Annotated in this window: 21 protein-coding genes; 6 read left to right on the top strand and 15 right to left on the bottom strand. The window is 71.8% G+C overall.

What is annotated here, in order from left to right; translation table 11 throughout:
• Nucleotides 1-92 precede the first annotated feature (92 nt).
• The 4 genes from ACFYQ6_RS22110 to ACFYQ6_RS22095 all read right to left on the bottom strand — a co-directional run bounded on the left by ACFYQ6_RS22110 (nucleotide 93) and on the right by ACFYQ6_RS22095 (nucleotide 3911).
• Nucleotides 93-494 (bottom strand): MarR family transcriptional regulator, encoded by a 402-nt coding sequence (locus tag ACFYQ6_RS22110; protein WP_361582757.1) that lies wholly within the window; start codon nucleotides 492-494, stop codon nucleotides 93-95.
• Between the two features lie 112 nt (nucleotides 495-606).
• Complete coding sequence (locus tag ACFYQ6_RS22105) at nucleotides 607-1272, bottom strand: response regulator transcription factor (protein ID WP_361582760.1); 666 nt, start codon at nucleotides 1270-1272, stop codon at nucleotides 607-609.
• The gene (locus ACFYQ6_RS22100; protein WP_388764548.1) at nucleotides 1269-2714 is read right to left on the bottom strand and encodes a sensor histidine kinase; all 1446 of its coding nucleotides are present in this window, start codon (nucleotides 2712-2714) and stop codon (nucleotides 1269-1271) included. The genes ACFYQ6_RS22105 and ACFYQ6_RS22100 overlap by 4 nt, the downstream gene beginning before the upstream one ends.
• Nucleotides 2715-3182: 468 nt before the next feature.
• Nucleotides 3183-3911: a TetR/AcrR family transcriptional regulator gene (locus ACFYQ6_RS22095; RefSeq protein ID WP_361582765.1), complete on the bottom strand. Its 729-nt coding sequence runs from the start codon at nucleotides 3909-3911 to the stop codon at nucleotides 3183-3185.
• Between the two features lie 128 nt (nucleotides 3912-4039).
• On the opposite strand from ACFYQ6_RS22095, the gene ACFYQ6_RS22090 reads away from it, so the two are divergent.
• Nucleotides 4040-4501, top strand: coding sequence for a nitroreductase family deazaflavin-dependent oxidoreductase (locus tag ACFYQ6_RS22090; protein WP_388764444.1), 462 nt, complete (start codon nucleotides 4040-4042; stop codon nucleotides 4499-4501).
• On the opposite strand, the gene ACFYQ6_RS22085 is transcribed toward ACFYQ6_RS22090, so the two are convergent.
• Nucleotides 4485-5750 (bottom strand): geranylgeranyl reductase family protein, encoded by a 1266-nt coding sequence (locus ACFYQ6_RS22085; RefSeq protein WP_361582770.1) that lies wholly within the window; start codon nucleotides 5748-5750, stop codon nucleotides 4485-4487. The two genes, ACFYQ6_RS22090 and ACFYQ6_RS22085, sit on opposite strands and share 17 nt — an antisense overlap.
• A gap of 194 nt (nucleotides 5751-5944) precedes the next feature.
• Between ACFYQ6_RS22085 and ACFYQ6_RS22080 the strand changes: the two genes are divergently transcribed.
• Together ACFYQ6_RS22080 and ACFYQ6_RS22075 are read left to right on the top strand one after the other, a co-directional pair.
• Nucleotides 5945-7309: a dipeptidase gene (locus ACFYQ6_RS22080; protein ID WP_388764442.1), complete on the top strand. Its 1365-nt coding sequence runs from the start codon at nucleotides 5945-5947 to the stop codon at nucleotides 7307-7309.
• Nucleotides 7310-7491: 182 nt separating this feature from the next.
• Complete coding sequence (locus tag ACFYQ6_RS22075) at nucleotides 7492-8172, top strand: MBL fold metallo-hydrolase (RefSeq protein WP_388764440.1); 681 nt, start codon at nucleotides 7492-7494, stop codon at nucleotides 8170-8172.
• Between the two features lie 715 nt (nucleotides 8173-8887).
• On the opposite strand, the gene ACFYQ6_RS22070 is transcribed toward ACFYQ6_RS22075, so the two are convergent.
• Nucleotides 8888-9928 carry an NUDIX domain-containing protein gene (locus ACFYQ6_RS22070; protein ID WP_388764438.1) on the bottom strand — a complete coding sequence of 347 codons (1041 nt, stop codon included), beginning with the start codon at nucleotides 9926-9928 and terminating at the stop codon, nucleotides 8888-8890.
• A 196-nt stretch (nucleotides 9929-10124) separates the two neighbouring features.
• Here ACFYQ6_RS22070 and ACFYQ6_RS22065 point away from each other — a divergent pair, with 196 nt between their 5' ends.
• The gene (locus tag ACFYQ6_RS22065; RefSeq protein ID WP_361582781.1) at nucleotides 10125-10301 is read left to right on the top strand and encodes a hypothetical protein; all 177 of its coding nucleotides are present in this window, start codon (nucleotides 10125-10127) and stop codon (nucleotides 10299-10301) included.
• Nucleotides 10302-10333: 32 nt separating this feature from the next.
• Here ACFYQ6_RS22065 and ACFYQ6_RS22060 read toward each other — a convergent pair whose 3' ends face one another.
• Nucleotides 10334-11302 carry an ROK family protein gene (locus tag ACFYQ6_RS22060; RefSeq protein WP_388764436.1) on the bottom strand — a complete coding sequence of 323 codons (969 nt, stop codon included), beginning with the start codon at nucleotides 11300-11302 and terminating at the stop codon, nucleotides 10334-10336.
• A gap of 183 nt (nucleotides 11303-11485) precedes the next feature.
• On the opposite strand from ACFYQ6_RS22060, the gene ACFYQ6_RS22055 reads away from it, so the two are divergent.
• Complete coding sequence (locus tag ACFYQ6_RS22055; RefSeq protein ID WP_361582787.1) at nucleotides 11486-12517, top strand: LacI family DNA-binding transcriptional regulator; 1032 nt, start codon at nucleotides 11486-11488, stop codon at nucleotides 12515-12517.
• A 3-nt stretch (nucleotides 12518-12520) separates the two neighbouring features.
• Here the strand turns inward: ACFYQ6_RS22055 and ACFYQ6_RS22050 are convergent, their stop codons facing one another.
• From ACFYQ6_RS22050 to ACFYQ6_RS22025, 6 genes are all read right to left on the bottom strand, one after another.
• Nucleotides 12521-13819, bottom strand: a complete 1299-nt coding sequence (locus ACFYQ6_RS22050) for a DUF6986 family protein (RefSeq protein WP_361582790.1) — start codon at nucleotides 13817-13819, stop codon at nucleotides 12521-12523.
• Nucleotides 13820-13992: 173 nt separating this feature from the next.
• Nucleotides 13993-14955, bottom strand: a complete 963-nt coding sequence (locus ACFYQ6_RS22045) for an electron transfer flavoprotein subunit alpha/FixB family protein (RefSeq protein WP_356745787.1) — start codon at nucleotides 14953-14955, stop codon at nucleotides 13993-13995.
• 58 nt (nucleotides 14956-15013) lie between these two features.
• Nucleotides 15014-15799 carry an electron transfer flavoprotein subunit beta/FixA family protein gene (locus tag ACFYQ6_RS22040; RefSeq protein ID WP_031096812.1) on the bottom strand — a complete coding sequence of 262 codons (786 nt, stop codon included), beginning with the start codon at nucleotides 15797-15799 and terminating at the stop codon, nucleotides 15014-15016.
• A 201-nt stretch (nucleotides 15800-16000) separates the two neighbouring features.
• Nucleotides 16001-16507: a flavin reductase family protein gene (locus tag ACFYQ6_RS22035; protein WP_361582794.1), complete on the bottom strand. Its 507-nt coding sequence runs from the start codon at nucleotides 16505-16507 to the stop codon at nucleotides 16001-16003.
• Between the two features lie 43 nt (nucleotides 16508-16550).
• The gene (locus ACFYQ6_RS22030; RefSeq protein ID WP_388764546.1) at nucleotides 16551-16631 is read right to left on the bottom strand and encodes a putative leader peptide; all 81 of its coding nucleotides are present in this window, start codon (nucleotides 16629-16631) and stop codon (nucleotides 16551-16553) included.
• 72 nt (nucleotides 16632-16703) lie between these two features.
• The gene (locus tag ACFYQ6_RS22025) at nucleotides 16704-17030 is read right to left on the bottom strand and encodes a thioredoxin family protein (protein WP_361582800.1); all 327 of its coding nucleotides are present in this window, start codon (nucleotides 17028-17030) and stop codon (nucleotides 16704-16706) included.
• Between the two features lie 219 nt (nucleotides 17031-17249).
• On the opposite strand from ACFYQ6_RS22025, the gene ACFYQ6_RS22020 reads away from it, so the two are divergent.
• Nucleotides 17250-17972 (top strand): lysophospholipid acyltransferase family protein, encoded by a 723-nt coding sequence (locus tag ACFYQ6_RS22020; protein WP_361582803.1) that lies wholly within the window; start codon nucleotides 17250-17252, stop codon nucleotides 17970-17972.
• A 199-nt stretch (nucleotides 17973-18171) separates the two neighbouring features.
• On the opposite strand, the gene ACFYQ6_RS22015 is transcribed toward ACFYQ6_RS22020, so the two are convergent.
• Nucleotides 18172-19254, bottom strand: coding sequence for a low specificity L-threonine aldolase (locus ACFYQ6_RS22015; protein WP_361582806.1), 1083 nt, complete (start codon nucleotides 19252-19254; stop codon nucleotides 18172-18174).
• Nucleotides 19233-19997: an SDR family oxidoreductase gene (locus ACFYQ6_RS22010; protein ID WP_361582809.1), complete on the bottom strand. Its 765-nt coding sequence runs from the start codon at nucleotides 19995-19997 to the stop codon at nucleotides 19233-19235. Before ACFYQ6_RS22010 ends, ACFYQ6_RS22015 begins: the two co-directional genes overlap by 22 nt.
• Nucleotides 19998-20009 lie beyond the last annotated feature (12 nt).

Raw genomic sequence — 20009 nt, 5'->3', positions numbered from 1 at the left:
CCGGCTGGCTCGGTCCAGGTAGCTCGGTGTGCGGGACTCGGGGCTCGCCGCAGGTGGCGTGGAGCCCGTTCGGCGTGGAGCCCGTTCCTTCCTCAGCCGCCGGTCCCGTTCAGCATCCGGGACAGGACCTCCCGCTGGAGCGGCCGGGCCTCCGCGTGGCGGTTCCGGCCGGCCTCGGTCAGTTCCACGCGCACACCGCGCCGGTCCTCGGCGCACATCGCGCGGCGTACGAGACCGTCCTTCTCCAACCGCGCCACGAGCCGCGACAGCGCGCTCTGGCTGAGGTGGACCCGGGAGGAGATCTCCTGGACGCGGAGGCAGGAGGAACCGTCGCCGTCCGCGCCCTCCGCGAGGATGTCCAGCACCTCGAAGTCACTGGCCCCCAGGCCGTGCCGGTCCAGTACGCGATCGAGCTCGCCCACGGTCCTGGCGTGCAGCGCGAGCATGGCACGCCACTCCTCGACGAGCACCCGCTCGGACTTCTTCGCTGCCATGACGGAACGCTAACAGAGGCGGGTCAGGCCCTCGCGCGCGCAACTGATGTACACGCAACGACACACGGGCGCGGCACTTCCCGCTCCGTGGAGTCGTGGCCACCCGGCTCGATCAGCCCAGCCAACCGGGTCGCACGAGCCCGGACTCGTAGGCCAGCACCACGAGTTGAGCGCGGTCGCGGGCGCCCAGCTTGACCATGGCCCTGCTGACGTGGGTCTTGGCGGTGAGGGGGCTGACGACGAGCCTGCGGGCGATCTCCTCGTTCGAGAGTCCCATGCCGACCAGAGCCATGACCTCGCGCTCGCGTTCGGTCAGCTCGTCCAGGACCGTGCCCGCCGCGGGCGGCTTCGAGCGGGCGGCGAATTCGGCGATCAGCCGACGGGTCACGCCCGGCGAGAGAAGGGCGTCCCCGTCGACCACCGCGCGCACCGCCCGCAGGAGCTCCTCCGGTTCGGTGTCCTTGACCAGGAATCCGGAGGCCCCGGAACGAATGGCCTCGAACACGTACTCGTCGAGTTCGAAGGTGGTGAGCATGACCACCTTCACCTCACCGAGCTCCGGGTCGGCGGTGATGGCACGGGTCGCGGCCAAACCGTCCAGCCTCGGCATACGGATGTCCATGAGCACCGTGTCGGGACGGAGTTCGCGTACCAGGCGTACGGCCTCCGCGCCGTCGGCGGCCTCGCCGGCGACCTCGATGTCGGGCTGCGCGTCCAGCAGCGCCCGGAATCCGGCCCGGACCAGCACCTGGTCGTCCGCCAGCAGTACGCGGATCACGGCGCCTCCCCGGATCTGCCCGGGTCCGTCTCCTCCGGTCCGGTCTCCCCCGGAACCGTCTTCCCTGAAACCGTCTTCCCTGAAACCGTCTTGCCGGGGGCCCTTCCCTGCGGGGCCCGTCCCCCCGGGGCCGTCTCCCGCTGGGCCGGCGGGGTGGAGACGCTCGCGCCGGGCCGCAGCGGCAGCTCCGCGGTGACGCGGAATCCGCCGTCGGGCCGTGGACCGGCGTCGATCGTCCCACCCAGCGCGGCGGCCCGCTCCCGCATGCCGACGAGTCCGTTGCCGCCGCCACCCGCGTGGCCGCCCGTGGCGGGCCCGTCGTCGTCCACCAACAGTCCGATGCGTGTGGTCCCGTGGGCGATCCGAACGAGCGCCGTACGCGAGCCGGAGTGTCGCACCACGTTGGTCAGGGCCTCCTGCACGATCCGGAACGCCGCGAGGTCGACCCCCGGCGGGACCCGGGGCGGGTCACCCTGGGTCTCGACGGTCACGGCGAGGCCCGCCGCCGCGGCCTGGTCGACCAGCTCGGGCAGGCGGTCGAGCCCGGGTGCCGGGGCCCTGGGGGCGTCACCCGGGGCCCGCAGGTTCTCCAGCACCTGCCGGACCTCGTCCAGCGCCTCCTTGCTGGCCGACTTGATCGTCGTCAGAGCGGTGCGGGCCTCGTCGGGATCCGAGTCGAGCAAGGCCAGGCCGACCCCCGCCTGGACGTTGATGACGGAGATGCTGTGGGCCAGGACGTCGTGGAGTTCGCGGGCCATGCGCAGTCGCTCCTCGTCGGCCCGCCGCTTCTCCGCGGCCTCCCGTTCGGCCCGCGCCGCCGCCCACTGCTCACGGCGTACCCGGAGCAGCTCCGCCGCGGCGACGATCGCCACGACCCAAGCGGTGACGAACGCCTCCTGGCCCCAGGGGGCCGGCCCGTCGCCGTCCGGTGGCAGCCAGTGGTAGAGCCAGTGCGCGGCCAGCACGTGCCCCGCCCACAACGTGCCGAGCGACCACCAGGCCGCCGCGCGGTGGCCCGACACGATGGCACTGAAGCAACCGACGGCCACAGCCAGGAACACGGGGCCGTACGGATAGCCCAGCCCGAGATAGACCAGCGTCACGGCGGACGTGCCGGCGACGGCGAGCACGGGGTGGCGGTGGCGCACGAGGAGTACGGCGACCGCGGCCGTCAGGAGCAGCCGGGCGGCGAGGTCGAGGGGTTCGCGGCCCTGGCCGTGGGCGGCCACGTTCGTCCCGGCCATCACGACCACACCGAGCACCACGGTGGACGGCCACGGCAGCCGGCCGGTTCGCCCGCCCGGGTCACCGGGTCCCACGGGGCGCCCGTGCCGCCCGGGAGCGCCGTCGTCGTGCCCGAGCCGGCGGGTGAACCGTCCGTACCAGGGCGGTCCGTGGCCGGCCGGGCGGCGTCGGCCGGCGGGGTCCCGGCGGAGGACCATGCCGAGGTCCGCTCGCTGCTCATGCATACGGTCAACGCTAGACGCGCGGGCGTGGGGCACGCGTCAGCCGGACGTGGTGGCGCCCTGTACTCCCCGGGGAGTACACGACCGGACGGATGCCCGACTACGTCCCGCCCTCTGCCCCCGGCCGGCCGGGAGTCCGACTACGCCTCGGCCGCCGCGCCGCGTCCAGGTGGTCCGGTCACATGCCGGCCGCCCGGCCGTGCCCTCCCGCCGTGACCTCCCGCCGTGACCTCCCACCAGGAGCGGTCGGCGGGACGTCCGCGCCGGGCGCCCGTGCAGCAGGCGGCCGGGGATCCGTACCTCACGTCCGTACCGGTTCTTCCGCGCCCCCGTCCCCGGTGCCCACGCACGCCGGCAGCCGACTCCGGGGCGGCACCAGCGGTGACCGCACCAGGCTCCTGGCCGGCGGGCCCGGGTCCCGAGCACACGCAGGAGCTGCCCGCGTCAGGCGCCGGTGGCTGCCGTTCCGGCGGTACGGCCGTCCAGCAGGCCGACCGAACGCCCGAGCTCGGTCGCAGCGGACCGGAACAGGAGGTCGCGCGCTTCCACCACGCGCTCGAACTGGCCGAAGATCTCGAAGGAGATGAGCCCGAAGAGCTGCGCCCACGCGGCGACGAGGGCCGCAACGACCGCTGGGGGAAGGTCGGGGGCGACGTCGGACGCCAGCCGGGCGGCCTCGGGGCGCAGTTCGGCGTCCAGCCGGGGAAGGGCGAGGCCGTCGGCGCGGTGGGCGTCGCGTGCGAGGCCGATGAGGACGAGGCCGACCCGCGACGCGGGGCCGACGGTGTCCTGCGGCGCGCTGTAGCCGGGGACGGGCGAACCGTAGATCAGTGCGTACTCGTGGGGGTGGGCCAGAGCCCAGTCCCGCACCGCGCAGGCCACCGTCGCCCAACGGGCGGTGTGGGGGCCTTCCGAGCCGCCGGGTGTCGCCCGTGCGGTCTCCGCCGCCTCACCCACGGCGTCGTAGGCGTCCACGATGAGGGCTGTCAGCAGGTCGTCGCGACTGGGGAAGTAGCGATAGAGCGCCGACGAGACCATGCCGAGTTCACGGGCTACGGCACGCAGGGAGAGCTTCGCGGCGCCTTCCGCCGCCAGTTGTCTCCTGGCCTCGTCCTTGATCGCTGCGGTGACCTCGACACGGGCGCGTTCCCTGGCTCCTCGGATGGTGCTCATGGAGTTCAGTGTGCCACGCGATCGGAGCGCCGAACACAAACGAGAGCACTGCTCTTGCTTCAGAGCGACACACTCGTGCACACTGCTCTAAAGCGAGAGCACCGCTCTCCGAATGACAGGAGCCCGCCATGTCGCAGCAGCCGCAGCCGTACTACCTCCGGGGCAGCGCTCTCAACGTCCGCTTCAACAGCCTCATCGGCCGCCTGGCCCGCAACGGTCTGAGCCTGCTCGGTACCGCCGAGATGTCGGTGCGGGGCCGCAAGAGCGGGCAGTTGCAGCGCATCCCGGTGAATCCCCACACCCACGAGGGCACGCAGTACCTCGTCTCGGCCCGCGGCCACTCGCAGTGGGTGCGCAACATGCGGGTGGCCGGCGGCGGAGAGCTGCGGGTGGGCCGCAAGGTCCGCACGTTCACCGCGGTCGAGATCGCGGACGACGAGCAGAAGGCGCGGATCGTACGTGCCTACCTGAAGCGCTGGGGCTGGGAGGTCAACCAGTACTTCCAGGGCATCACGGCGACGTCGACCGACGCCGAACTCCTCGCCGCCTGCCCCGACCACCCCGTGTTCCGGATCACGGTCGAGAGCTGACCCGGTCCGCTCCCTGGCGGTCCATCACATGGAGCGCGCGCTGAGCCAGCGGATGCGAGCGGACCAGCTCCGCGAGAGAGGTGGTCCCCCGGGTGACCCCGGCGAAGGCGTTCCACGCGGGGCGGAAGCCCGTCAGGATCGCGTGCAGGAGACCGGGCCGCCGCTCGAACAGCCGGAGCATGCGCCGCCCGACGCCCATCTCCACACCGAGCCCCGCCTTGATGGCGAAGGCGTAGTTGAGTGCCTGCCTGCGGGCATCGACCGCGTCGTGCGACTCGGCGATGCGCACCGCCCACTCGCCGGCGAGCCGGCCGGAACGCAGCGCGAAGGAGATGCCCTCCCGGGTCCAGGGCTCCAGCAGTCCGGCCGCGTCGCCGCAGACCACCACGCGTCCTCGGGACAACGGCGAGTCCTCGCTCCGGCAGCGGGTCAGGTGGCCGGAGGAGATCTTCGGCTCGAACCCGGCGAGACCCAGCCGGCCGACGAAGTCCTCCAGATACCTCTTGGTGCCCGCTCCGTCTCCCCGTGCCGAGATCACCCCGACGGTCAGGGTGTCGCCCTTGGGGAACACCCAGCCGTAACTCCCGGGCATCGGCCCCCAGTCGATGAGCACCCGGCCGGCCCAGTCCTCGGCGACCGTCTCCGGCACCGGGATCTCCGCCTCGAGACCGAGATCCACCTGATCCAGCTTCACCCCGACGTGAGCCCCTATGCGGCCGGCGCTTCCGTCCGCGCCGACGACGGCCCGGGCGAGCACCGTCTCCCCTCCGGCCAGCACCACGGCGACCGTGCGCCGGTCCGGCACGGCGGGGCCGTGCTGCTCGACCCGTGTCACCGACGCGCCCGTGCGCAGTTCGGCGCCCGCCTTCTGGGCTTCCTCCACCAGGCCGGCGTCGAACTCCGGGCGGTTGATCAGCCCGAAGAGCATGCGCTTGGACCGGCGGGTGCGGGACAGCTTGCCGTTGAGCGAGAAGGTCACCGCGTGGATGCGGTCCTTCAGAGGCAGTTCGAACCCCGGCGGCAGGGAGTCCCGGGAGAACCCGATGATTCCGCCGCCGCAGGTCTTGTAGCGGGGGATCTCCGCCTTCTCCAGCAACAGCACCCGGCGGCCCGCCACGGCTGCCGCGTACGCCGCGGAAGCTCCGGCCGGACCCGCGCCGACCACGACGACGTCCCATACCGAGGAATCCTGCGGTACCGACGACGACTCATCCGGCTCACGTCCGGCGTCTGCGTTCTCGCTGCTCACGATGTGCTTCTGCTCCCGATCCGACCAGTTGCCCCAGCTGCTCACGGCATCCTACGGCGCGTCGCGGCCGAACTCCGCTGTGGGAGGATCAGCCATGAATTCGTCGTACACGCAACGTCGCACCCACGGCGTCGCCCACGGTCGCGTACTCACCGCGCCATAGTCCTAACGTCGCACCCACGAGGAGCGTGCCCATGACCGCCCAGCCGATTTCCGAGACCGTCGCCTCGCTGATGCCCCGTGCGAAGGCGGAGCTCGCCGAGCTGGTGGCCTTCCGGTCGGTGGCGGACCCCGCGCAGTTCCCCAGGAGCGAGTGCGAGGCGGCGGCCGGCTGGGTCGCGGACGCCCTGCGCGCGGAGGACTTCCAGGACGTCGCCCTCCTCGACACCCCCGACGGCACCCAGTCGGTGTACGGGTACCTGCCCGGCCCCGCCGGCGCACCCACGGTGCTGCTCTACGCGCACTACGACGTGCAGCCTCCCCTGGACGAGGCGGCTTGGCTCTCACCGCCGTTCGAGCTGACCGAGCGGGACGGCCGCTGGTTCGGCCGCGGCGCGGCGGACTGCAAGGGCGGATTCATCATGCATCTGCTCGCGCTGCGGGCCCTGAAGGCGAACGGCGGCGTCCCGGTCTCGGTCAAGGTGATCGCGGAAGGCTCCGAGGAACAGGGGACCGGTGGCCTCGAGCAGTACGCCGAGGCCCACCCCGAGCTGCTGGCCGCCGACACGATCGTCATCGGCGACACCGGCAACTTCCGGGTCGGCCTGCCCACCGTCACCGCGACGCTGCGGGGCATGACCATGCTGCGGGTGCAGCTGGACACATTGGAAGGGAACCTCCACTCCGGGCAGTTCGGCGGCGCGGCCCCCGACGCGCTGGCCGCGATGATCCAGCTGCTGGCGTCCCTGCGGTCCGAGGACGGCACGACCACCGTCGACGGCCTCACGACCGACGTGGAGTGGGACGGACTGCAGTACCCGGAGGGCGAGTTCCGCACGGACGCCAAGGTGCTCGACGGTGTGGAGCTGATCGGCGCGGGTACGGTCGCCGACCGCATCTGGGCGCGGCCGGCTGTGACCGTCATCGGCATCGACTGCCCGCCGGTCGTCGGCGCCACCCCCTCGCTCCAGGCGAGCGCCCGGGCGCAGATCAGCCTGCGGGTGCCGCCGGGCCAGGACGCCGCCGAGGCGACGAAGCTGCTGACCGCCCACCTCGTGTCGCACGCCCCGTGGGGTGCCCGGGTCTCCGTCGAACAGGTCGGCCAGGGCCAGCCGTTCAGGGCGGACATCACGAGCCCGGCGTACACCTCGATGGCCGAAGCCATGCGCATCGCCTACCCGGGTGAGGAGATGCAGTCCTCCGGCATGGGCGGCTCGATCCCGCTCTGCAACACCCTGGCCTCGCTGTACCCGGAGGCGGAGATCCTGCTCATCGGTCTGAGCGAGCCCGAGGCGCAGATCCACGCGGTGAACGAGAGTGTGTCCCCGGAGGAGCTCGAGCGGCTCTCGGTGGCCGAGGCGCTGTTCCTGCGGAACTACGCGGAGTCCAGGAAGGCCTGAGGACGGCGCCGCAGTCCCCCGCCGCCGACCTGCGCCGCCGACCTGCGCCGCCGACCTGCGCCGCCGACCTGCGCCGCCGACCTGCGCCGCCGACCTGCGCCGGGGGACGGTACGCGCTGAGCGAAAGTCGCCCGGAGCAGATTTCCGGGCGGCCGGCGCTCCGGTGTACGTACGTTCGGGACATGGACGTCGTCGAGGTCATCCCGCAGCTGCACATGTTCCGCTTCCCCGTCGCGCAGGTGTACCTCTGGCGTGACGGCACTGAGCTGACCCTGGTCGACGCGGGCGACGTGCACGCGCCGTCCGCGATCGAGGAGGGGGTGCGGGGGCTCGGGCTGGACCCTGGCCGGATCCGGCGGATCGTCCTCACCCACGGGCACCGGGACCACTACGGCGGCGCCGGGGAACTCGCCGAGCGGTACGGCGCCGAGATTCTGGCCCACCAGCTGGACGCCCCGGTGATCCGGGGCGAGGTGCCCGCGCCGGAGCCGGTCCTGCACGACTGGGAGCGCCCCTTGTACGCCCGCGCGCTGACGGTGCCGGAGGCGCCGCCCACCCGGGTCGACCGCGAGCTGACCGGTGGCGAGGAGCTGCCGTTCGGCGGCGGCGCCCGGGTGGTTCACTCCCCCGGGCACACACCCGGCTCCATCGGCCTTCATCTGCCGGGCCACGGAGTGCTGTTCACCGGGGACTCCATGGCGTCGGTCGGAGAGGTGATGCTGGGGGTCTTCAACACCGACCACGAGCGGGCGCGGGAATCGTTCCGGCGGCTGGCCGCCCTCGACCCCTCCGTCGCCTGTTTCGGCCACGGTGACCCACTCACCGACGGCACGGCGGCCCCGCTGCGGGCCGCCGCCGGCTGACCCACGCCCTCCGTGTCCAGCGGCTCTCGCGTTGGTCGTGGCATGCAGATGTGGCTGAGACCTGGGCCGAAGTGCGGTTGCTGAAGGCCGAGCAGGAGGGCGAGCGGTGCTGCGACCGGACCGAGGCCGACGTAGCCCGCCCGGCCGGTCGCCCTGAGCCACTGACTGCTGCTGGCCGGCCTCTGCCGGATCCCCCGATCAGTCGGACAGGAGCCGGACTCAGTGGGAGACATGGGTGCCGTCAGCACCTGCGATGCCACCACGCCAACTCCGGGTCAGCCGTCGGCTCATGATGCGTTCGCCCGAGGAGCACCATGTCCAGGCGCTTCACCCGCGCCCGTAGCTCGCCGGCGGCCCTCGGCGGAAGCATGTACAGAGCGTCTCGCAGCTTGTCCCGGGCCCACCCCGCTCCGCAGCACGGGCAGGTGAACTCGGCCTCCCATTGCCTCCACCGACGCTCGGTGCCATGGACACGCACGGACCACACGCTCAGCGCCACTGCCACGATGCCAGGAGACAATCGCTCCCGTTCGAGCACACGGACGGCGGCGTTCGCCGCTCCCGACAGTCCTGGGACATCGCGGTACCGCACCCAGGGCCCTCCCCGGCCACGTTCCCGCGACCGAAGTGAAGCTGGTGTTCTACGCGGCACGGCCCCTTCGGATGCGAGTCATGGACGGCATCCTCCCACACTCCAAGATCGGCCGAAGGGAACCTAACCGCCCACCGGCACACCGGCCTCCAGGTTCAGCACGGTGGACCGTTCGCGGGCGCGCAGCGCCCAGCGGAGCCGCTCGAAGCGGGTCGGAGGCAGCAGGAGCGCTGCCTCGTCCTCGGTGACGAATCGCCAGCCGCGCAGTTCCGCCCCCGGCAGCAGCAGCCGCGAGGCCTCGTCGCAGCGGAGCCGGCCCCCGTCGAACAGGAAGCGCAGCCCTCCGTACGCGGGTGGCTTCGGAGCCTCCCAGTCGACCACCAGAAGCTTCGGTTCGGCCTCGAGGCGCAGCCCGAGTTCCTCGGCGACCTCCCGGAGACCGGCCTGCGCCGGGGCCTCTCCGGTCTCCACCACGCCGCCGGGGAACTCCCAGCCGGGTTTGTACGTGGGGTCGACGAGCAGGACCCGGTCCTGCTCGTCGAAGAGCAGGACCCCCGACGCGACGGTCTCCGCGCGCGGTTCGGGGGTCTGGACTATCCCGCACTCCTTGGCCTCGCCGGTGCGCAGCGCCTCCGCGATCCGCTCCGCCGTCTGGGACGCGGTGAGGGCGCTGGTGTCTATCGTGAGAGCGTCCTCGCGTATCCATCCGAGCGCCGCCCGGTAGGGCTCGATGTGCTCGTACGCCCACTGCCGGATTCTCTCGCTGTGCTCGGGATCGTCGGCGAACTCCTCGCGCCCGGCTATCCGTTCACGCAGGATCGTTTCCTCGGGAGAGAGCAGCACATGGCGCACCGGTATGCGCCGGGAGGCGAGGCCGCCGAAGATCTCGTCGCGGTAGTCCTGCCTCAGCAGCGTCATCGGCACCACGAGCACCCCGGGAAGCTCCGCGAGGAGTGCCGCGGCCGTGTCGACCACCATCCGCCGCCAGATCGGCAGGTCCTGGAAGTCGGTCACCTCCGCGAGCTTTTTCTGCGGGAGCAGCATGCGCAGTCCCCCGCCGGTCAGCTCGGGGTCGTAGAAGGTGCTGTTCGGGATCAGATCGATCAGTTCGCACGCGGCGCTGGTCTTGCCCGCACTGAACGCACCGTTGATCCAGACGATCACGGGTCCCCCTCTTCCGTAGCCCCCTGTGGCTTGCCCGCAACACCCCGCTGCGGAAACCACCTCGGGACGACGCGGTTGTGCCGGAGGGCTGCCGGGCGCGTCCCACTGTACGAGCCCGGCCGGTCGCCGGGCCGTGACGAAGGGCCGCCGGACGTCGTTGGAGCGGACAGCCACTGGAACGACGAGGGGGTACACGGTGCACCGCACGGTACTTGAGCAGTTTCCCGCGGGAGGGCCGCGGGGCAGCAGGCCGGCCGAGGAGTTCGCCGCGGCCCGCCGCGGCGAGGGCATGCCCGCGGAGGTGGTGATGGATCTCGAGCGTGACGCGTTCCTGGTCGTGGTGCCCCAGCAGCCGGCCGACCGGACCCCCTGACCCGCGCGCCTCCCGCCCGGCCTCGTGCTGCGTTACTGCGCGGCCACGGCCCGCACGCCGTTCACACTGCCGGGCCGGACCGCCGAGGCCGCGGCCGCCGCGCCCACCAGGCCCGCGTCGGTGCCCATCACGGCTGAGGTGACCGTGAGCCCCTGGACGAAGGAGAGTGTGGCGTAGTCCCGCAGGGACCTGCGCAGCGGCGCGAAGAGCACCTCGCCCGCGCCGGCCACTCCCCCGCCGATCACCGCGATGTCGATGTCGGTCAGCGTGGCGGTGGCGGCGATCCCGGCGGCGAGTGCCTGGGCGGCCCGCTCGAAGGAGGCGACGGCGACCGGGTTCCCGGCGCGCGCGGATGCGGCCACCGCGGCCGCCGTGGCGTCGCCGTCCGGGCCGGGGAGCCAGCCGTTCTCCAGCGCCCGCCTGGCGATGTTGGGCCCGCTGGCAAGGCGCTCCACGCAACCGCGGGCACCGCACGGGCAGGGGTCGCCGTCCAGGTCGACGCTGATGTGACCGATGTGGCCCGCGTTGCCCGAGGGGCCGGGGTGCAGCTTTCCGCCGAGAACGAGACCGCCACCGACTCCGGTGGAGACCACCAGGCACAACGCGTTGTCATAGCCCCGGGCGGCGCCCAGCCAGTGCTCGGCCGCCGTCATCGCGACCCCGTCGCCGACGAGCGTGACGGGCAGCCCGCCCGTCGCCGCGGCGACCCGGTCCACCAGTGGGAATCCGCGCCAGCCGGGGACGTTGACCGGACTGACCGTGCCCGCGGATGCGTCCACGGGGCCGGCGCTGCCGATACCCACCGCACCGGCCCGGAGCCACAGCGGGGAAGCCGCCAGATCGGCCAGGACGTCGCCGACGGCACCCATCACCGCCTCGGCGCCCTCCTGTGCGGGCGTCGGACGCTGTGCCCGTACGAGAAGGGATCCGGCGCCGTCCACCAAAGCCCCGGCGATCTTGGTACCGCCGATGTCGAGCGCGGCGACGAGGTCGGTATGCATCGGTGTGGACTCTCCGGAGGGGTGAGGCGCAGGACCTGCGACTTCAGTCTGATGGTCCACCCAGTCTCCATTCTCTTGACAACGTTGTCCAGGGCCTATGCTCGACGCCACAGCAACCGGCCCCTCCCCCGGTACCACGGGGACGGCCGGAATCACCCGTTCCCGACGACAGGACAGCGCACCGTGGCCGAGACCGCCCGTCATTCCGAGACCCGCTACGGCAACAGGCCGACCATGAAGGATGTCGCGGCCCGTGCCGGTGTGGGCCTCAAGACGGTCTCCCGGGTGGTGAACAGCGAGCCCGGGGTCACCCCTGACACCGAGCGCCGCGTCCAGGAGGCGATCGAGGCACTCGGCTTCCGCCGCAACGACAGCGCGCGCGTCCTGCGCAAGGGCCGCACCGCGTCCATCGGCCTCGTCCTGGAGGATCTCGCGGACCCCTTCTACGGTCCGCTGAGCCGTGCCGTGGAGGAGGTGGCCCGTGCCCACGGGGCCCTGCTGATCAACGGCTCCAGCGCCGAGGATCCCGAGCGCGAGCAGGAGCTCGTCCTCGCCCTCTGCGCCCGGCGGGTCGACGGCCTCATCGTGATCCCGGCCGGCGACGACCACCGCTACCTGGAGCCCGAGATGAAGGCGGGCATCGCCACCGTGTTCGTCGACCGTCCGGCGGGCCGGGTCGACGCCGACATGGTTCTGTCGGACAGCTTCGGCGGGGCGCGGGCCGGAGTCGCCCACCTGATCGCGCACGGCCACCGCAGGATCGGCTTCGTCGGCGACCAGCCCCGTATCCACACCGCGACGGAACGACTGCGCGGCTACCACGCGGCCCTGACCGACGCCGGCATCGAGGTCGAGGACGCCTGGATCTCCCTCGGCCCGACCGACCCCGCCAGGGTCAGGTCGGCCGTCGAGACCATGTTGGCGGGCCCCGAGCCGGTGACCGCGGTCTTCGCGGGCAACAACCGGGTGACGGTCACCGCGGTACGGGTCCTCGCCGAGTGCGACCGCCGGATCGCCCTGGTCGGCTTCGACGACATCGAGCTGGCCGACCTGCTCGGCATCACGGTGATCTCCCAGGACGCCGCCGCCGTGGGCCGGACGGCGGCGGAACACCTGTTCCGCCGCCTCGACGGCGCCGCTCACCCGCCTGCCAGGGTGGAGCTCCCGACCCGGCTCATCCCCCGCGGCTCCGGGGAACTGCCGCCCGCGCCGTAGGCCCTACGGCGCCGTCACGGTGAGCCCGCCGCGGCGCGGCGAGGCGAAGCCGTCCAGGTCCGCACGGGTCAGGCCGGTGAGACCGGTGACCTCGTCGGCGTCCAGTGCTCCGCAGTCGATCCCGCGGAGCAGGTAGCCGCTGAGGGCCTTCGCGGTGGCGGGTTCGTCCATGACGTCTCCGCCCGCCTTGGCGACGTAGGCGGCGAGCCGGGACGCGGCCTGCGCAAGCCCTTCGCGGTAGAAGGTGTAGACGGCGGCGTAGCGGGTGGGCAGATGGCGCGGGTGCATGTCCCATCCCTGGTAGTAGGCGCGGGCCAGGGCGCGCCGGGTGAGCCCGTAGTGCAGGCGCCACGCGTCGTGCACCTGCTGGGCGGGACCGACCGGGAGCACGTTGGTCGAGCCGTCGCAGACGCGTACGCCCGTGCCGGCCGCCGCGACCTGCATCACGGCCTTGGCGTGGTCGGCGGCGGGGTGGTCACTGGCCTGGTAGGCGGGGCTGACACCGACACAGGCGCTGTAGTCGAAGGTCCCGTAGTGCAGTCCGGTCGCCCGGCCACGTGCGGCGTCGATCATGCGGGCCACCGCGGCGGTGCCGTCGGCGGCCAGGATGGACTGGCTGGTCTCGATCTGGATCTCGAAGCCGAGGCGCCCGGCCGGCAGGGCGTGGGTCTCCTCGAAGGCCTCGAGCAGCCGCACGAAGGCGGCGACCTGCTCGGGGTACGTCACCTTGGGCAGCGTCAGGACGAGACCGTCCGGCAGGCCGCCCGCCCGCATCAGGCCGGTGAGGAAGATGTCCGTGGTGCGGATGCCCCGGTCGCGCACGGCGGCTTCCATGCACTTCATCCGGATGCCCATGTACGGAGCCGCAGTCCCGTCGGCGTACGCCTCGGCGACCAGACGCGCGGCACGGGCCGCGGCGGCGTCCTCCTCGGCGTCGGGGCGCGACCCGTAGCCGTCCTCGAAGTCGATGCGCAGGTCCTCGACCGGCTCACGCTCCAGCTTCGCCCGTACACGGTCGTGGACGGGCTCGGCGAGCTCCTGCGGGATGCCGAGGACGCCGGCGAGTGCCGCGGCGTCGGGGGCGTGCTCGTCGAGGGCCTCGACGGCCTGGTCACCCCAGGTCCGGAGAGTGGTGGCGGCGAAGGTGTCGGCGGGTACGTACACGGTGTGGACGGGCTGGCGGGTGCCCGGGTCTCCCGGGTAGCGGCGGGCGAGTTCGGCGTCCACCGGCGCGAGGGAGGCGCCGATCTCCGCGCCGACCGTGCCGGCGAGGCTCGTCGCCACCTTCTCCTGCTGACCCATGACCGTACCCTCCATACATTCGGCAATTTTCCGCTTGTCGGAATCTTTCATCCGCATAGTGAAGTTATAAGGTGCCTGGTCGTGCGTCAATGGTGATCGGAAACGGCCCGGGGCCGCGCGGTGAGAACACCACGCGGCCCCGGGCCGTCGTTCGGGCGATGCCCTGGACGCGGTCAGCCCTTGCGGGACTTGACCTCGTCCGTGAGCTGCGGGACGACGTCGAAGAGGTCGCCGACGACGCCGTAGTCGACGAGGTCGAAGATCGGGGCTTCGGCGTCCTTGTTGACCGCGACGATGGTCTTCGAGGTCTGCATGCCGGCGCGGTGCTGGATCGCGCCCGAGATACCGGAGGCGATGTACAGCTGCGGGGAGACCGACTTGCCGGTCTGGCCCACCTGGTTGGTGTGCGGGTACCAGCCGGCGTCGACGGCGGCACGCGAGGCGCCGACGGCGGCACCGAGCGAGTCGGCGAGGGCCTCGATGATCGCGAAGTTCTCCGCACCGTTGACGCCACGGCCGCCGGAGACGACGATCGCGGCCTCGGTCAGCTCCGGACGGCCGGTCGACTCACGCGGGGTGCGGGAGAGGACCTTGGTGCCGGTGGCCGTGGCCGAGAAGGAGACCGAGAGGGCCTCGACGGCGCCCGCGGCCGGGGCGGCCTCGACGGCGGCCGAGTTCGGCTTGACCGTGATGACCGGAGTGCCCTTGGAGACACGGGACTTGGTGGTGTACGAGGCGGCGAACGCCGACTGCGTGGCGACCGGGCCCTGGTCACCGGCCTCGAGGTCGACGGCGTCGGTGATGATGCCGGAACCGATGCGCAGCGCGAGGCGGGCGGCGATCTCCTTGGCCTCGGCCGAGGACGGCAGCAGCACCGCGGCCGGGGAGACCGCGTCGTACGCGGCCTGGAGCGCGTCGACCTTGGGGACGACGAGGTAGTCGGCGAACTCGGGTGCGTCGGCGGTGAGCACCTTGACCGCGCCGTGCTCGGCGAGCGCGGCGGCGGTGTCGGCGGCACCGTTGCCCAGCGCCACCGCGACGGGCTCGCCGATGCGGCGGGCGAGCGTCAGCAGCTCCAGCGTGGGCTTGCGGACGGCACCGTCCACGTGGTCGACATAGACGAGAACTTCAGCCATGGGACTTCAATCTCCTGCGTGCGAGGGAGTGCGGGGCGGTGGAAGGGACGGCCGGGGCTCAGATGAACTTCTGGCCCGCAAGGAACTCGGCCAGCTGCTTGCCGCCCTCGCCCTCGTCCTTGACGATCGTGCCCGCCGTACGGGCCGGACGCTCTGCCGCCGAGTCGACCGCGGTCCAGGAACCGCCCAGGCCGACCTCGTCCGCCTCGATCTCCAGGTCCTCCAGGTCCAGGGACTCCACCGGCTTCTTCTTGGCCGCCATGATGCCCTTGAACGACGGGTAGCGAGCCTCGCCCGACTGGTCGGTCACGGAGACCACGGCCGGGAGGGACGCCTCGAGCTGCTCGCTCGCGGAGTCGCCGTCGCGACGGCCCTTGACCGTGCCGTCCTCGACCGAGACCTCGGAGAGCAGCGTGACCTGCGGGACGCCGAGGCGCTCCGCGAGCAGCGCCGGCAGCACACCCATGGTGCCGTCGGTCGACGCCATGCCGCAGATGACCAGGTCGTAACCGGTCTTCTCGACGGCCTTGGCCAGCACCAGCGAGGTGCCGATGACGTCGGTGCCGTGCAGGTCGTCGTCCTCGACGTGGACGGCCTTGTCGGCGCCCATCGACAGCGCCTTGCGCAGCGCGTCCTTGGCGTCCTCGGGACCCACCGTGAGCACGGTGATCTCCGCGTCGTCCGCCTCGTCGGCGATCTGCAGCGCCTGCTCGACCGCGTACTCGTCGAGCTCCGACAGCAGACCGTCGACGTCGTCACGGTCCAGGGTCAGGTCATCGGCGAAGTGCCGGTCGCCGGTGGCGTCGGGCACGTACTTCACACAGACAACGATCCTCAAGCTCACGCCGGCTCTCCTACTGCATCGTCATTTCTGGGCTGCCTTGTTGCACGCAGCATAGGCGCCTTATCGGGCGGTTTCCGGTCGGGGCGACCGAGCTCCCGGTGAAATATTACTCGCCAGTACACCCAGTACGTTACCCATAAGCAAGCGCTTGGAACTGTGACGTAGCCAACGGACTGCGCTCCGGTACCGCCTTGCTCGCCCTCAGTCTCGCAGAGCCGTGAAACGGCCCTGGTGGTAGACCAGCGGCCGGCCCTCCTGCGCCGGGTCCCCGGCCACCACCTCGGCGATCACGATGCGGTGGTCCCCCGCCGGAACCCTGGCCACCACCCGGCAGACCAGCCAGGCGACCACCCCGGCGAGCAACGGCACGCCCTCGGGGCCACTGCGCCAGTCGGTGGACGGGCCGAACCGGTCGGCGCCGCTGCGGGCGAACGTCGCGGCGAGCTCCTGCTGGTGCTCGCCGAGTATGTGCACGCCCACGTGCTCCGCCTCCGCGATCACGGGCCAGCTCGAGGACGAGGTGCCCACCCCGAAGGAGATGAGGGGCGGCTCGGCGGCCACGGAGTTGAGAGAGGTCGCGGTGAAACCGACCGGCTTCGCGCCTGCCGCGGTGATCACGGCGACACCGGCGGCGTGCTGCCTGAAGACGGAGCGGAGGAGTTCGGGGGCAGCCGTCCGGGCGATGCCGAGATCGGGAGAGGCCGTCATGGAGACATCCTTCTGCGAGAGGGCGTACAGGTCAGCGGGTACTTCAGACACCCGGACAGCACGCACTCGCGTAGCGCACGAGGTCGACGTGGACCCGGCCGAAGAGAAGGAGTTCTGGCGGCACAGCGCCAGACTGACGATGCGTGTCGTACACAGTCAAGTGCGTCCCGTCATGTGGGAGAAGCGTCACGGTCCGTCACATCGCCTGCCCCAGTGCCGCGACGACATCCGCCGTGCGCGGCTGCCCGGCCGCGCGGCGGACGATGCGGCCCTGCGCGTCGAGCACCAGCACCGTGGGGGTCCGGGTGATGCCGAGCCGGCGCACGAGGGTGAGATGCGCCTCGGCGTCGATCTCGACGTGGGCGACGCCGCCGACCATCCCGGCCACCTCGGCGAGTGTCCGCCGGGTGGCTCGGCAGGGCTGGCAGAAGGCGCTCGAGAACTGCACCAAAGTGGCCCGTTCCCCCAGTTCCGCGCCGAGTTGGGCGGCGTCGAGCGTCCCGGCAGCAGTCTGCCCGTCCATCCCTGTCTCCTCCTCACAGCTCCGCGCAATGGGTCAGCACCGTGCGTCCGCATTACATTCCCGGAGGATTCACGTGACGAGAATCTCTCGCCCCGGGGCCTTTGGGGCTGGCCACGGCGTCACACATGGGGCACGATCGCCCCAATGCCGAAAACCTACGGCTGCGTAACTTCCGCCGGGAGAACCCTCCCCAGGCATTGAAGAAGGGTCTTCACCCAGATGGCAGAACTCGTCTACAGGCCGGTCATCGGCGCCGCGCGCACGCTGTTCAAGGCGCTCGACCTGAAGATCGACACCCAGGGTTCGGAGCACATCCCGAAGACTGGTGGCGCGGTTCTGGTCAGCAACCACATCAGCTATCTGGACTTCATCTTCACCGGACTCGGCGCCCTGCCCCAGAAGCGGCTCGTCCGCTTCATGGCCAAGGAGTCGGTGTTCCGGCACAAGGTGTCCGGACCGCTCATGCGCGGAATGAAGCACATCCCCGTCGACCGCAACCAGGGCGAGGACGCGTACGCCCACGCACTGGCGTCGTTGCGCGCGGGAGAGATCGTCGGTGTGTTCCCCGAGGCGACCATCTCGCAGTCCTTCACCCTCAAGAGCTTCAAGTCGGGCGCCGCGCGGCTGGCCCAGGAGGCCGGCGTACCGCTGATCCCGATGGCGCTGTGGGGTACCCAGCGTCTGTGGACCAAGGGCCGCCCGCGCAACTTCCGGCGGAGCCACACCCCGATCACGATCCGCGTGGGTGAGGCCGTGGAGGCTCCCACGGACCAGTACGCGGGCGCGATCACCCGCCGGCTCCGCGAGCGCGTCCAGGAGCTGCTCGAGGCGGCGCAGCGCGCCTATCCGGTGCGCCCGAAGGACGCGAGCGACACCTGGTGGGTCCCGGCCCACCTCGGCGGTACGGCTCCCACTCCGGCCGAGGTACGCGAGAACGGCTGACCTTCGCCGAGTGCGGCGGGGAGAACGTCACGCCGGGTCGTGCAGGACGCCGGGCCGCCGGGCTCGTCCCCGCCGGGCCGCCCTGCGGAAACGAGCCCGCCCGGCGGCCCGGCGGGTTACCGGGTGCCACCCCGCCCCGGACAGGTGAACACGGACGAGCGGCCGACCGGATGGACCGGTCGGCCGCTCGTCCGTGCCGCTACTGCCTGGCCATCTCCTCCTTGACCGCCAGCACGAAGGCGTCCACGTCCTCCTCGCGGGTGTCGAAGGCGCACATCCAGCGGACGTCTCCGGCCGTCTCGTCCCAGAAGTAGAAGCGGAAGCGCTTCTGCAGGCGCTCCGACACCTCGTGGGGCAGCCGGGCGAAGACGGCATTGGCCTGCACGGGATAGAGGATCTCCACGCCGTCCACCGCGCGCACCCCCTCGGCCAGACGCTGTGCCATGGCGTTGGAGTGGCGGGCGTTGCGCAGCCAGAGGTCACGCGCGAGCAGTGCCTCGAGCTGGACCGAGACGAAGCGCATCTTGGAGGCGAGCTGCATCGACAGCTTGCGCAGATGCTTCATCGCCCGGACGGAGTCCGGGTTCAGGACTACGACGGCCTCGCCGAAGAGCGCTCCGTTCTTGGTGCCGCCGAACGAGAGGACGTCGACGCCGACGGTGTTGGTGAACGTGCGCATCGGCACGTCCAGCGACGCGGCGGCGTTGGCTATGCGGGCACCGTCGAGGTGCACCTTCATGCCGCGCTCGTGGGCGTGGTCGCAGATCTCACGGATCTCGGCGGGCGTGTAGACGGTGCCGAGCTCGGTGTTCTGGGTGATCGAGACGACCTGCGGCATCGCACGGTGCTCGTCGTCCCAGCCGTACGCCTGGCGGTCGATGAGCTCCGGCGTCAGCTTGCCGTCCGGTGTCGGAACGGTGAGCAGCTTCAGCCCGCCCATCCGCTCCGGCGCCCCGCCCTCGTCCACGTTGATGTGCGCGGACTCGGCGCAGATCACCGCGCCCCAGCGGTCGGTCAGCGCCTGGAGGGCGACGACGTTGGCCCCCGTCCCGTTGAAGACCGGGAAGGCCTCGGCCGTGGGACCGAAGTGGCTGTGCATGACCCGCTGGAGGTGCCCGGTGTAGTCGTCCTCGCCGTAGGAGACCTGGTGGCCCCCGTTGGCGAGGGCGAGGGCCGCGAGAACCTCAGGGTGCGCGCCGGCGTAGTTGTCGCTCGCGAAGCCGCGCACCTGCGGATCGTGATGACGTCGCGCATCGGTCTTTACGGTTGCGGGGTCAGCCACAGACGCTTTCCGTTCACTTCTCCGGCGGGCTCGTCCCAGACTCCGGCGATGGCCTCGGCCAGCTCCTGGACGTCCGTGAAGCCCGCGAACTTCGCATTCGGGCGCTCGGCGCGCATCGCGTCGTGCACCAGTGCCTTGACGACCAGGATCGCAGCAGCCGCCGTCGGGCCCGCGTCGCCCCCTGCCTTGCGGAAGGAGTCCGCGAGGGCGAGGGTCCAGGCCTCCGCGGCGGCCTTGGAGGCCGCGTACGCGGCGTTGCCCGCCGTGGGGCTGCTCGCCCCGGCCGCGCTGATCAGCAGGTAGCGGCCCCGGTCGCTGCGCTGGAGGACCTCCTGGAACGCCAGCGAGGTGGACTGGACGGTGCGGATCAGCAGCTTCTCGAGGAAGTCCCAGTCGGCGAGGCTGGTGTCCGCGAAGCCCGCGCTGCCGCGCCAGCCGCCCACCAGGTGGACCAGGCCGTCGATGCGGCCGAACTCCTTCTCGGTCTTGACGACCCAGTCCCGGGTGGCCGCCAGATCGAGCAGGTCCACCGTGTCACCGGTGACGGTCGCTCCCCCGTGGGCGTACCGCGCCGCGTCGACCGCTTCGACGAGCCGCTCGGGATTGGCGTCGGAGGCGACCACGGTCGCGCCCGCCTCGGCGAGCCTGAGCAAGGTGGCACGGCCCGCAGGCCCCGCCGCTCCGGCCACCGCGATCACCGCACCGTCGAGCGCACCGCTGTCGGCACTGCTTGTTCCGTTCATCGCCACCGCCTC

Source organism: Streptomyces sp. NPDC005494 (assembly GCF_042872025.1).
Lineage (GTDB): Bacteria > Actinomycetota > Actinomycetes > Streptomycetales > Streptomycetaceae > Streptomyces.
The sequence above is the reverse complement of the archived record's forward strand: the minus strand, read 5'-3'. Positions and strand labels throughout refer to the sequence as shown.